Origin of the sequence: Flavobacterium saliperosum, assembly GCF_900100625.1 — a bacterium.
Lineage (GTDB): Bacteria > Bacteroidota > Bacteroidia > Flavobacteriales > Flavobacteriaceae > Flavobacterium > Flavobacterium saliperosum.
This window is the reverse complement of record NZ_FMTY01000001.1, coordinates 236,857-249,929: the sequence shown is the minus strand read 5'-3', so window position 1 is coordinate 249,929 and position 13,073 is coordinate 236,857. Positions and strand designations below refer to the sequence as shown.

9 protein-coding genes and 2 tRNA genes are annotated in these 13,073 nt (G+C 39.9%); all 11 read left to right on the top strand.

Going from position 1 to position 13,073, the window contains the following annotated elements:
- Positions 1-10: 10 nt before the first annotated feature.
- The 11 genes from BLQ05_RS01230 to rpoC all read left to right on the top strand — a co-directional run bounded on the left by BLQ05_RS01230 (position 11) and on the right by rpoC (position 13,010).
- Positions 11-82 (top strand) — tRNA-Thr (locus tag BLQ05_RS01230).
- Between the two features lie 53 nt (positions 83-135).
- Positions 136-1,323 carry an elongation factor Tu gene (gene tuf, locus BLQ05_RS01225; protein ID WP_023575322.1) on the top strand — a complete coding sequence of 396 codons (1,188 nt, stop codon included), beginning with the start codon at positions 136-138 and terminating at the stop codon, positions 1,321-1,323.
- Between the two features lie 52 nt (positions 1,324-1,375).
- Positions 1,376-1,446: transfer RNA gene (locus tag BLQ05_RS01220), tRNA-Trp, on the top strand.
- Between the two features lie 15 nt (positions 1,447-1,461).
- Positions 1,462-1,659: a preprotein translocase subunit SecE gene (gene secE, locus BLQ05_RS01215; protein WP_023570835.1), complete on the top strand. Its 198-nt coding sequence runs from the start codon at positions 1,462-1,464 to the stop codon at positions 1,657-1,659.
- Between the two features lie 10 nt (positions 1,660-1,669).
- Complete coding sequence (gene nusG / locus BLQ05_RS01210; RefSeq protein ID WP_023575321.1) at positions 1,670-2,221, top strand: transcription termination/antitermination protein NusG; 552 nt, start codon at positions 1,670-1,672, stop codon at positions 2,219-2,221.
- 67 nt (positions 2,222-2,288) lie between these two features.
- Complete coding sequence (gene rplK / locus BLQ05_RS01205) at positions 2,289-2,726, top strand: 50S ribosomal protein L11 (RefSeq protein WP_023578346.1); 438 nt, start codon at positions 2,289-2,291, stop codon at positions 2,724-2,726.
- Between the two features lie 18 nt (positions 2,727-2,744).
- Positions 2,745-3,434: a 50S ribosomal protein L1 gene (gene rplA, locus BLQ05_RS01200; RefSeq protein WP_023575319.1), complete on the top strand. Its 690-nt coding sequence runs from the start codon at positions 2,745-2,747 to the stop codon at positions 3,432-3,434.
- A gap of 22 nt (positions 3,435-3,456) precedes the next feature.
- Positions 3,457-3,954 carry a 50S ribosomal protein L10 gene (rplJ, locus tag BLQ05_RS01195; protein WP_023575318.1) on the top strand — a complete coding sequence of 166 codons (498 nt, stop codon included), beginning with the start codon at positions 3,457-3,459 and terminating at the stop codon, positions 3,952-3,954.
- A 53-nt stretch (positions 3,955-4,007) separates the two neighbouring features.
- The gene (gene rplL / locus BLQ05_RS01190; protein WP_023575317.1) at positions 4,008-4,379 is read left to right on the top strand and encodes a 50S ribosomal protein L7/L12; all 372 of its coding nucleotides are present in this window, start codon (positions 4,008-4,010) and stop codon (positions 4,377-4,379) included.
- 261 nt (positions 4,380-4,640) lie between these two features.
- Positions 4,641-8,453, top strand: coding sequence for a DNA-directed RNA polymerase subunit beta (gene rpoB, locus BLQ05_RS01185; protein WP_023575316.1), 3,813 nt, complete (start codon positions 4,641-4,643; stop codon positions 8,451-8,453).
- Between the two features lie 249 nt (positions 8,454-8,702).
- Entirely contained in the window at positions 8,703-13,010 is a 4,308-nt protein-coding gene (rpoC, locus tag BLQ05_RS01180) for a DNA-directed RNA polymerase subunit beta' (protein ID WP_035653840.1), read from the top strand.
- Positions 13,011-13,073: the final 63 nt, after the last annotated feature.

Sequence of the window (13,073 nt, the reverse complement as noted above, 5' to 3'; positions counted from 1 at the left end):
ATGCACAAAAGCCGGTGTAGCTCAGGGGTAGAGTGCTTCCTTGGTAAGGAAGAGGTCACGGGTTCAATTCCCGTCATTGGCTCAATTATGTAAATTTGAACACTAATTATATAACTAAGATTAAATTATTAAATCATGGCAAAAGAAACCTTTGATCGTTCGAAGCCCCATTTAAATATTGGTACTATCGGACACGTAGATCACGGAAAAACAACTTTAACTGCTGCTATTACTAAAGTATTAGCTGATGCTGGTTTATCAGAAGCTAAATCATTCGACCAGATCGATAACGCTCCTGAAGAAAAAGAAAGAGGTATTACTATTAACACTTCTCACGTAGAATATTCTACAGCTAACCGTCACTACGCTCACGTTGACTGTCCAGGTCACGCGGATTACGTTAAGAACATGGTTACTGGTGCTGCTCAGATGGACGGTGCTATCTTGGTAGTTGCTGCTACAGATGGTCCAATGCCACAAACTCGTGAGCACATCCTTTTAGGTCGTCAGGTTGGTGTGCCTAGAATGGTAGTATTCATGAACAAAGTGGATATGGTTGATGATGCTGAATTGTTAGAGCTTGTTGAGATGGAAATCAGAGACTTATTGTCTTTCTATCAATATGATGGTGATAACGGACCAGTTGTTCAAGGTTCTGCGTTAGGAGCTTTAAACGGTGAGCCGAAATGGGTTGCTACAGTGATGGAATTAATGGAAGCGGTTGATAACTGGATTGAGCTACCTGCTCGTGACGTTGATAAGCCTTTCTTGATGCCGGTTGAAGACGTATTTACAATTACAGGTCGTGGAACTGTTGCTACAGGTCGTATCGAAACTGGTATTGCTAATACAGGTGATGCTGTTGAAATCATTGGTATGGGAGCTGAGAAATTGACTTCTACAATTACTGGAGTTGAGATGTTCCGTAAAATCCTTGATAGAGGTGAAGCTGGAGATAACGTAGGTTTATTATTACGTGGTATCAACAAAGAAGATATCAAAAGAGGAATGGTTATTGTTAAGCCAGGATCTGTAAAACCACACGCTCACTTCAAAGCTGAGGTGTATATCTTGAAAAAAGAAGAAGGTGGACGTCACACTCCATTCCACAACAACTACCGTCCACAGTTCTACGTACGTACAACTGACGTAACAGGTACTATTTCTTTACCTGCAGGAGTTGAGATGGTTATGCCAGGTGATAACTTAACAATTGATGTAACTTTGTTAAGCCCAATCGCTTTATCAGTAGGTTTACGTTTCGCTATCCGTGAAGGTGGTAGAACAGTAGGTGCTGGTCAGGTAACTGAAATCTTAGACTAATTCATAGTCAATTATAATAAAAACCAGCAGTTCGCTGCTGGTTTTTTAACAAACGGGCGTAGTTCAAGGGTAGAATAGCGGTCTCCAAAACCGTTGATGGGGGTTCGAATCCCTCCGCCCGTGCAAAAGCAATATATAATGACAAAGGTTGTTAATTACATAACGGAAGCATTTGAAGAGTTAAAATCAAATGTTACTTGGCCGGAATGGGCTGAAGTGCAAAAGTTAACTATAATAGTGGCTTTATTTTCTATCTTATTTGCGTTGGCGACTTGGGGAGTTGATTCCGTTTTTGCTAAAGCATTAGGGTTTTTCTTTAATTGGTTAAAAGCTTAATTTTTTTGATATGATTGATAATAATGTCAAAAAATGGTATGTAGTTAGAGCGGTTAGCGGACAGGAGAACAAGGTGAAAAACTATATCGAAACGGAAATTAACCGTTTGGGTATGGGCGATTACATTTCTCAGGTATTGGTGCCTACTGAAAAAGTGGTACAAGTGCGTGACGGAAAGAAAATCAGCAAAGACCGTGTGTACTTTCCTGGATACGTTATGATTGAGGCTAACTTAACCGGAGAAATCCCTCACATCATTAAATCGATTACCGGTGTAATTGGTTTCTTGGGTGAAACAAAAGGTGGTGAGGCGGTTCCGTTGCGTCAGGCAGAAGTAAACAGAATGTTAGGTAAAGTGGATGAGTTGTCTGTGAAAGTGGATAACGTTGCTATTCCTTACACGGTTGGAGAGACTGTAAAAGTGGTGGACGGACCTTTCAATGGTTTCAATGGAACTGTTGAAAAAGTGAATGAAGAGAAGCGTAAACTTGAAGTGATGGTGAAAATTTTCGGAAGAAAAACCCCATTGGAATTGAGTTTCATGCAAGTTGAAAAAGTATAATATCGTTACATATAATAAACCCACATCAATCGCTTCCAATTGATAGATGTGCTAAATTTTTTTAAAAATGGCTAAAGAAATTAGTAAAGTAGTTAAACTACAAGTTAAGGGAGGTGCCGCGAATCCTTCGCCACCGGTTGGACCTGCTTTGGGGGCTGCTGGAGTTAACATCATGGAGTTCTGTAAGCAGTTCAATGCTAGAACACAAGATAAACCTGGCAAAGTTTTACCAGTACAAATTACTGTGTATAAAGACAAGTCTTTTGACTTTGTTGTTAAAACGCCACCGGCTGCAATTCAATTATTAGAGGCAGCTAAATTAAAGTCTGGTTCAGGGCAACCAAACCGTAAAAAAGTAGCTAACGTTACTTGGGATCAAATTAGAACTATCGCTGAAGACAAAATGGCCGACTTAAATGCTTTCGAAATCGAAAAAGCAATGAGCATGGTTGCCGGAACAGCTAGATCTATGGGTATAACAGTATCAGGAACAGCTCCTTTTTAATCGTAAAAAGAAAAAGACATGGCAAAATTGACAAAAAAGCAAAAAGAGGCTGCAGCAAAAATTGAGAAGAACAAACTATATTCTTTAAAAGATGCATCTGCATTGATTAAAGAAGTTGCTTCTGCAAAATTTGATGAGTCTGTTGATATCGCAGTGAAATTAGGGGTAGATCCTAGAAAAGCGAATCAAATGGTAAGAGGCGTTGTTACTTTACCTCACGGTACTGGAAAAGACGTTAGAGTATTGGCATTAGTTACTCCGGATAAAGAAGCGGAAGCTAGAGCTGCGGGTGCAGACCACGTAGGTTTAGATGACTATTTACAAAAAATCAAAGACGGTTGGACTGATATTGATGTAATCATCACTATGCCGGCTGTTATGGGTAAATTAGGTCCGTTAGGACGTGTTTTAGGTCCAAGAGGTTTAATGCCTAACCCTAAAACAGGTACTGTAACTATGGATGTAGCGAAAGCTGTTGAAGAAGTTAAAGCTGGTAAAATCGACTTTAAAGTTGATAAAACAGGTATCGTTCACGCTGGAATCGGAAGAATTTCTTTTGATGCTCAAAAAATCACGGAGAACGCTCACGAAATTATTCAAACATTAATCAAATTGAAACCAACTGCAGCGAAAGGTACTTACATTAAAAGTATCCACATCTCATCTACGATGAGTCCTGCAATTGCTTTAGATCCTAAGGCAGTTTAATTGGTAGTTAAAAATTTTTAGTATGACTAGAGAAGAAAAATCAATCGCGATTGAAGATTTAACTGCACAGTTAGCTGGTGTGAATGTTGTTTATTTAGCAGACATTTCTGGATTAAATGCAGAGACTACTTCAAATTTAAGAAGAGCTTGTTTTAAAGCGGGTATCAAATTAGAGGTTGTGAAGAATACATTACTTGAAAAAGCAATGGAAGCTTCTGAAAGCAACTTCGGTGAGTTATCGACTGTTTTAAAAGGGAACACTTCTATATTAATTGCAGATACGGCAAATGCTCCTGCAAAAATCATCAAAGAATTCCGTAAAAAATCGGATAAACCTGTATTAAAAGGTGCTTTCATCAATTCAGAAATCTACATTGGAGATAACTTACTTGATTCATTGGCGTCTCTTAAATCGAAAGAAGAGGTTATCGGAGAAATCATCGGATTATTACAATCACCAGCTCAAAGAGTTATTTCTGCTCTTAAGAACCAATTCAAAGACGAAGAGGGAGCTGAATAAATTGCGCACTAATTAATTAATATATTTTACAAATCATTTTAAAAGATAGAAAAATGGCAGATTTGAAACAATTCGCAGAACAATTAGTTAACTTAACAGTGAAAGAAGTTAACGAATTAGCAACAATATTAAAAGACGAGTATGGTATCGAGCCGGCTGCTGCAGCTGTAGTAGTTGCTGCTGGTGGAGGTGATGCAGGTGCTGCTGAAGAGCAAACTGAATTCACTGTAGTATTGAAAGAGGCTGGAGCTTCTAAATTAGGAGTTGTTAAAGCGGTTAAAGAATTAACTGGTTTAGGTCTTAAAGAAGCTAAAGATTTAGTAGATGCTGCACCAACTAACGTTAAAGAAGGTGTTTCTAAAGACGAAGCAGAAGGTCTTAAGAAAGCTTTAGAAGAGGCTGGAGCTGTAGTTGAGCTTAAATAAGCCAAACTAAGTTACATAATTTAGGTTTAGGCCTTTGGAAGTTCTTTCCAAGGCCTAAACCATTTTGCGTATAATAAATTATTGTTAAAATTTGTTTTGAAAATAGTTTGAAATACGAAAATAATAGTCAATACGAAGAAAGAAAATGAAATTATAACTTTCTGTTCATTTTCAAAGATGTATCGGTTATTAAGAAGAAAGTAAAATACAACTGTGTGTTTACACAAAAGCTACTTTTTTTAATCAAAATTTTGTCCATTGATGTTAACAAATCAGACTGAAAGATTAAATTTCGCCTCGACGAAAAACATCCCAGACTATCCGGATTTCCTGGATATTCAGGTAAAATCTTTTAAGGATTTTTTCCAATTGGAAACCAAGTCCGACGAAAGAGGAAACGAAGGTCTTTATAATACCTTCATGGAAAACTTCCCAATCACTGATACAAGAAATCAGTTCGTATTGGAATTCCTTGACTACTTTGTTGATCCACCCCGTTATACAATTGAAGAGTGTATAGACAGAGGTTTAACGTATAGTGTGCCGTTAAAAGCACGTTTAAAACTATACTGTACAGACCCTGAACATGAGGATTTCGAAACAATTGTACAGGATGTATATTTAGGTACAATTCCGTATATGACACCAAGCGGTACATTCGTTATCAATGGTGCAGAACGTGTTGTAGTATCTCAGTTACACCGTTCACCGGGTGTTTTCTTCGGACAATCATTCCACGCCAACGGAACAAAATTATACTCTGCCAGAGTAATTCCTTTTAAAGGTTCTTGGATTGAATTCGCTACCGATATCAACAGCGTAATGTACGCCTATATCGATAGAAAGAAAAAATTACCGGTAACCACTCTTTTCCGTGCCATCGGATTCGAAAGAGATAAAGACATTCTTGAAATTTTTGACCTTGCAGAAGAAATCAAAGTTTCAAAATCCGGTCTTAAAAAATATATCGGTAGAAGACTTGCTGCTCGTGTATTGAACACTTGGCACGAAGATTTCGTGGATGAGGATACAGGAGAGGTAGTATCTATCGAGCGTAATGAAATTATCTTAGATCGTGATACGCTTTTAGATAAAGACAACGTGGAAGAAATTGTAGACGCTAACGTGAAATCTATCTTGTTACACAAGGAAGACAACAATCAGGCGGATTATGCAATCATCCACAACACGTTACAAAAAGACCCTACAAACTCAGAAAAAGAAGCTGTAGAGCACATCTACCGTCAGTTGCGTAACGCAGAACCGCCTGATGAAGAAACGGCTCGTGGCATCATCGATAAATTGTTCTTCTCGGATCAACGTTATAACTTAGGCGAAGTTGGTCGTTACAGAATGAACAAAAAATTAGGTTTGGATATCCCAATGGAAAAACAAGTGTTGACCAAAGAGGATATTATCACTATCGTGAAGTATTTGATTGAATTGATCAACTCTAAAGCTGAGATTGATGATATCGATCACTTATCCAACCGTCGTGTTAGAACAGTTGGTGAACAATTGTCGGCACAATTTGGTGTAGGTCTTGCCCGTATGGCAAGAACAATCCGTGAGAGAATGAACGTTCGTGATAACGAGGTGTTCACGCCAATCGATTTGATCAATGCGAAAACATTATCATCGGTTATCAACTCTTTCTTCGGAACCAACCAGTTATCTCAGTTCATGGACCAAACGAATCCATTAGCAGAGATTACACACAAAAGAAGATTGTCTGCCCTAGGACCTGGAGGTCTTTCCCGTGAAAGAGCCGGATTCGAAGTGCGTGACGTTCACTATACGCATTACGGACGTTTATGTCCGATTGAAACACCGGAGGGACCAAACATTGGTTTGATCTCCTCTCTTGGAGTTTATGCGAAAGTAAACGGAATGGGCTTTATCGAAACACCATATCGTAAGGTAACTAACGGTACTGTAGATTTAGTTTCCACTCCTGTTTATTTAAGTGCAGAAGAAGAAGAAGGGAAGATGATTGCTCAGGCAAACATCGAAATGGACAAAACCGGTAAAATTACGGCTGAGAACGTTATTGCTCGTGAAGAGGGTGACTTCCCGGTTGTGGATCCAACGGCGGTTCATTATACCGACGTAGCACCAAACCAGATCGCTTCGATTTCAGCTTCGTTGATTCCGTTCTTGGAGCATGATGATGCGAACCGTGCGTTGATGGGATCAAACATGATGCGTCAGGCTGTACCATTGTTACGTCCTGAAGCACCGATTGTTGGAACTGGTCTTGAGCGTCAGGTAGCTACCGATTCTCGTGTACTTATCAATGCTGAAGGTGAAGGAGTTGTTGAGTATGTAGATGCAAACATGATTACTATCAAATACGATAGAACGGATGCAGAACGTGCTGTTAGCTTCGACCCGGATGAGAAAACGTATCAGTTAATCAAGTTCAGAAAAACCAACCAGAGTACGTCCATCAACCTGAAACCAATCGTAAGAAAAGGGGACAGAGTGACTAAAGGACAGGTGCTTTGTGAAGGTTACGCAACGCAAAACGGAGAGTTGGCTTTAGGTAGAAACCTACAGGTAGCGTTCATGCCTTGGAAGGGGTATAACTTCGAGGATGCGATTGTAATTTCTGAAAAAGTGGTTCGTGATGATATCTTTACTTCCATCCACGTTGACGATTATTCATTAGAAGTTCGTGATACGAAATTGGGTAACGAAGAATTAACGAATGATATTCCAAACGTTTCTGAAGAGGCTACTAAAGACTTGGATGAAAACGGTATGATCAGAATCGGAGCAGAGGTTAAACCTGGCGATATCCTGATCGGAAAAATTACACCAAAAGGTGAATCAGATCCTACTCCGGAAGAGAAATTGTTAAGAGCGATCTTCGGGGATAAAGCGGGTGACGTGAAAGATGCTTCATTAAAAGCATCTCCATCTTTACACGGTGTGGTTTTAGATAAAAAATTATTCGCGAGAGCGGTAAAAGATAAGCGTAAACGTTCTAAAGATAAAGACGATTTAGCAGTTTTGGAAACGCAGTTTGAAGTGAAATTCAACGAGTTGAAAGACAAGTTGGTTGAGAAACTATTCGAAATCGTTAACGGTAAAACGTCTCAGGGTGTAATGAATGATTTGGGTGAGGAAGTATTGCCAAAAGGTAAGAAATACACGCAAAAAATGCTTTACGCGGTTGAAGATTTCGCTCACTTAACGAAAGGTCAGTGGACAACAGATGACGAGTCAAATGCTATGGTAAATGACTTGATCCACAACTATAAAATTAAGCTGAATGATTTACAAGGTGCTTTACGTAGAGAGAAATTCACGATCACTGTTGGAGATGAATTACCATCAGGTATCCTGAAATTAGCTAAAGTATATATCGCTAAGAAACGTAAACTGAAAGTGGGAGATAAGATGGCAGGTCGTCACGGTAACAAAGGTATCGTTGCGAAAATCGTTCGTCAGGAAGATATGCCATTCTTAGAAGACGGAACGCCGGTAGATATCGTATTGAATCCACTAGGGGTACCATCTCGTATGAACATCGGACAGATTTACGAAACTGTATTAGGATGGGCAGGTAAGAAATTAGGAAGAAAGTATGCTACGCCAATTTTTGACGGAGCTTCTCTTGACCAGATTAATGCCTTAACAGACGAAGCGGGCGTTCCAAGATTCGGTCATACGTATTTGTATGACGGAGGAACTGGAGAGCGTTTCCATCAGCCGGCAACCGTAGGTGTAATTTACATGTTGAAATTAGGACACATGGTTGATGACAAGATGCACGCACGTTCTATCGGTCCATACTCATTGATCACGCAGCAGCCTTTAGGAGGTAAAGCACAGTTCGGAGGTCAGCGTTTTGGAGAGATGGAGGTTTGGGCTCTTGAGGCGTATGGTGCTTCAAGTACTTTGAGAGAAATCTTGACAGTGAAATCGGATGACGTTATCGGTAGAGCGAAAACTTACGAGGCAATCGTTAAGGGTGAAACTATGCCGGAGCCAGGATTACCGGAATCATTCAATGTATTGATGCATGAATTGAAAGGTCTTGGATTAGACATCCGATTAGAAGAATAAAAAAGAAATAGTTTTCAGTCCCGATTTTTTCGGGGCTGATTACTCATTTATAAAGTTTTTAGGATTTATACCCGTAACCCGTTCCGATTTTTTATAATAATGCACGGCATTTTATAACTAGCACTTCAAATTTGAGTTTGAAGTTTAGAGAAGTAATTCGAGGTAGCAGCGTAATGATTTGACTCTTTTAAGAGTAAAACATAAGTCTTAAATCAAATTTTAATTGCAAATAAATCAATAGTAAAAACTATGATGAATAATAATAGAAATAAAGATAAAAATACGATTAAGAGATTTAACAAGATTTCGATCGGTTTAGCATCGCCAGAATCCATCTTGGCCGAGTCAAGAGGTGAGGTGTTAAAACCCGAAACCATCAATTATCGTACTCATAAACCTGAGCGTGATGGTCTTTTCTGCGAACGAATTTTCGGTCCTGTAAAAGATTTCGAATGTGCTTGTGGTAAATACAAAAGAATCCGATACAAAGGAATCGTATGTGACCGATGTGGGGTTGAAGTTACTGAGAAAAAAGTGCGTAGAGACAGAGTAGGTCACATCAATTTGGTGGTGCCTATCGCTCATATCTGGTACTTCCGTTCACTTCCAAACAAAATCGGATACATTTTAGGCTTACCGTCTAAGAAATTAGACATGATTATCTACTACGAAAGATATGTGGTTATTCAGGCAGGTATCGCTAAAAACGCAGACGGCGAATCGTTACAGCGATTGGATTTCTTAACGGAAGAGGAGTATTTGAATATTTTAGATACCCTTCCGATGGAAAACCAATATTTGGATGATAATGATCCTAACAAATTCATCGCTAAGATGGGTGCGGAATGTATCATGGATTTATTGGCGCGTACTGACTTGGATGAGTTGTCTTACAGCTTGCGTCACGCGGCGAATAATGAAACGTCTAAACAAAGAAAAACAGAAGCATTAAAACGTCTTCAGGTAGTGGAATCGTTCCGTGATTCTAACAAAAACCGCGAAAATCGTCCGGAATGGATGATCATGAAAGTGGTTCCTGTTATTCCGCCGGAATTACGTCCGTTAGTGCCGCTTGATGGTGGTCGTTTCGCGACTTCCGATTTGAACGACCTTTACCGTCGTGTCATCATCCGTAACAATCGTTTGAAGCGATTAATGGAAATCAAAGCACCGGAAGTAATCTTAAGAAACGAAAAACGTATGTTGCAGGAATCTGTAGACTCGTTATTCGACAACACAAGAAAAGCTTCTGCTGTTAAAACAGAATCAAACAGACCATTGAAATCACTTTCGGATTCCTTAAAAGGAAAACAAGGTCGTTTCCGTCAGAACTTATTAGGTAAGCGTGTGGATTATTCTGCTCGTTCGGTAATTGTTGTTGGACCGGAAATGAAATTGTTCGAATGTGGTCTTCCAAAAGATATGGCTGCGGAACTGTACAAACCATTCGTTATTCGTAAGTTAATCGAAAGAGGAATTGTTAAGACAGTGAAGTCGGCTAAGAAAATCATCGACAAAAAAGAGCCGGTAGTATGGGACATCCTTGAAAACGTAATTAAAGGCCACCCGGTATTACTAAACCGTGCTCCTACGTTACACAGATTAGGTATCCAAGCGTTCCAGCCGAAATTGATCGAAGGAAAAGCGATTCAGTTGCACCCGTTAGTATGTACGGCGTTCAACGCGGATTTTGATGGTGACCAGATGGCGGTTCACTTACCGTTAGGACCAGAGGCTATTTTAGAGGCACAATTGTTAATGTTGGCTTCTCACAATATCCTTAACCCGGCAAATGGTGCGCCTATTACGGTACCTTCTCAGGACATGGTTTTGGGTCTTTACTATATGACCAAAGAGCGTTTGTCTACTCCGGAGCACCCGATTTTAGGGGAAGGTTTAACTTTCTATTCTGCGGAAGAAGCGAACATTGCTTTGAACGAAGGAAGAGTAGAGTTGAATGCTCGTGTTAAAATCAGAGCGAAGGATTTCAACGAAAATGGTGAGTTGGTATACAAAATCATCCAAACAACTGCCGGTAGAGTATTATTTAACGAAGTGGTACCTGAAGCAGCTGGATATATCAATGAGGTATTGACTAAAAAATCGTTGCGTGATATTATCGGTCACATTTTAAGTGTTACTGATGTACCTACAACGGCTGCCTTCTTGGATAATATGAAGGATATGGGATACAAATTCGCTTTCAAAGGTGGTTTGTCATTCTCATTAGGAGATATCCGTATCCCGGAACAAAAAACACAATTGATTGCAGATGCCAGAGAACAGGTTTCCGGTATCTCAATGAACTATAACATGGGTCTTATTACCAATAACGAGCGTTACAATCAGGTTATTGATATTTGGACTTCAGCGAATGCGCAGCTTACCGAGTTGGCAATGAAAAACATTAGAGAAGACCAACAAGGTTTCAACTCGGTGTATATGATGCTTGACTCTGGAGCGCGTGGATCGAAAGAACAGATTCGTCAGTTAACCGGTATGCGTGGTTTGATGGCTAAGCCGAAAAAATCAACTGCTGGTGGTGGTGAAATTATTGAAAACCCGATTTTATCGAACTTTAAAGAAGGTCTTTCGATCTTAGAATACTTCATCTCTACGCACGGTGCGCGTAAAGGTCTTGCGGATACGGCGCTTAAAACGGCGGATGCGGGTTACCTAACGCGTCGTTTACATGACGTATCTCAGGATGTTATCGTAAATTCGGTAGACTGTGGTACTTTAAGAGGTGTTGAAGTTTCGGCTTTAAAGAAAAACGAAGAGATTGTAGAATCTTTAGGAGAAAGAATCCTAGGACGTGTTGCCTTACAGGATGTGATTAATCCGTTAAACGGAGAAGTAATGATTCACGCTGGAGAGCAAATTACTGAAGCAGTTGTGAAAGCAATCGATGCATCTCCGGTAGAAAAAGTAGATGTTCGTTCACCGCTTACTTGTGAAGCGCCGAAAGGAATCTGTGCTAAATGTTACGGTCGTAACCTGGCAACCGGTAAGATGACACAAAGAGGTGAAGCCGTTGGGGTTATTGCAGCGCAATCCATTGGTGAGCCGGGTACACAGTTAACACTTCGTACGTTCCACGTTGGAGGGGTTGCAGGAGGTATCTCAGAAGAGTCCAGCATCATCACTCGTTTTGCAGGTAGATTGGAAATCGAAGATTTGAAAACGGTTAAAGGGGAAGATAACGAAGGAAACGCTGTGGATATCGTAATCTCCCGTTCAACGGAATTGAAATTGGTAGATGAGAAAACAGGTATCCTATTGAATACACATAATATCCCTTACGGTTCAAGCATCTTCGTTAAAGATGGTCAGACTGTTGCTAAAGGTGATGTTATCTGTAAATGGGATCCGTATAATGGTGTAATCATCTCTGAATTTACAGGTAAGGTGGCTTACGAAGATATCGAACAAGGACAATCGTTCATGGTTGAAATCGATGAGCAAACCGGATTCCAGGAAAAAGTAATTACAGAAGGCAGAAATAAAAAATTAATCCCAACTTTATTAATCTACGGAAAAGACGGCGATTTGATTCGTTCGTACAACTTACCGGTAGGGGCTCACTTAATGGTGGACAACGGAGAGAAAATTAAAGCGGGTAAAATTTTAGTGAAAATCCCACGTCGTTCTTCGAAAGCAGGTGATATTACCGGAGGTTTACCGAGAATTACCGAGTTGTTAGAGGCTCGTAATCCTTCGAACCCGGCAGTAGTTTCTGAAATCGATGGTGTTGTTTCTTTTGGAAAAATCAAAAGAGGTAACCGTGAGATCGTTATCGAATCGAAATTCGGTGAGGTTAAGAAATACTTGGTGAAATTATCAAGTCAGATTCTGGTTCAGGAAAATGACTTCGTAAGAGCGGGTGTGCCATTGTCTGACGGAGCAATCACTCCGGATGACATCTTGAGAATCAAAGGACCTGCTGCTGTGCAACAGTATTTGGTAAATGAGATTCAGGAAGTATACCGTTTACAAGGGGTAAAAATTAATGACAAGCACTTTGAGGTTGTAATTCGTCAGATGATGCGTAAAGTTCAGATTCAGGATCCGGGAGATACGCTATTCTTAGAAGATCAACTGGCTCATACTTCTGACTTTATCGTTGAAAATGATAAATTATACGGAATGAAAGTGGTGGAAGATGCAGGTGACTCTGAAAACTTAAAAGCAGGTCAAATCATCTCTCCAAGAGAGCTAAGAGACGAGAATTCGTTGTTAAAACGTAATGATAGAAACATTGTGGTGGCAAGAGATGTGGTTCCGGCAACGGCAACTCCGGTTCTTCAGGGTATTACAAGAGCATCATTACAGACAAAATCGTTTATCTCTGCCGCATCGTTCCAGGAAACAACCAAAGTATTGAACGAAGCTGCTGTCGCTGGTAAAGTGGACGGATTAGAAGGATTGAAAGAGAATGTTATCGTTGGTCACAGAATTCCTGCCGGTACCGGTATGAGAGATTATGATAACACAATCGTAGGTTCTAAAGAGGAGTTCAACGAACTAATGGCTGCAAAAGAAGAATTTAATTACTAGTAACTAAATTTCTCAGTATATTTATAAATCCTAACAGTATTTTACTGTTAGGATTTTATATTT

Bases quoted from the DNA above. Each gene is read 5' to 3' on its own strand.
- secE (WP_023570835.1), top strand. From the start codon at position 1,462: ATGACAAAGGTTGTTAATTACATAACGGAAGCATTTGAAGAGTTAAAA.
- rpoC (WP_035653840.1), top strand. From the start codon at position 8,703: ATGATGAATAATAATAGAAATAAAGATAAAAATACGATTAAGAGATTT.
- nusG (WP_023575321.1), top strand. From the start codon at position 1,670: ATGATTGATAATAATGTCAAAAAATGGTATGTAGTTAGAGCGGTTAGC.
- rplA (WP_023575319.1), top strand. From the start codon at position 2,745: ATGGCAAAATTGACAAAAAAGCAAAAAGAGGCTGCAGCAAAAATTGAG.
- rplL (WP_023575317.1), top strand. From the start codon at position 4,008: ATGGCAGATTTGAAACAATTCGCAGAACAATTAGTTAACTTAACAGTG.
- rpoB (WP_023575316.1), top strand. From the start codon at position 4,641: ATGTTAACAAATCAGACTGAAAGATTAAATTTCGCCTCGACGAAAAAC.
- rplJ (WP_023575318.1), top strand. From the start codon at position 3,457: ATGACTAGAGAAGAAAAATCAATCGCGATTGAAGATTTAACTGCACAG.
- rplK (WP_023578346.1), top strand. From the start codon at position 2,289: ATGGCTAAAGAAATTAGTAAAGTAGTTAAACTACAAGTTAAGGGAGGT.
- tuf (WP_023575322.1), top strand. From the start codon at position 136: ATGGCAAAAGAAACCTTTGATCGTTCGAAGCCCCATTTAAATATTGGT.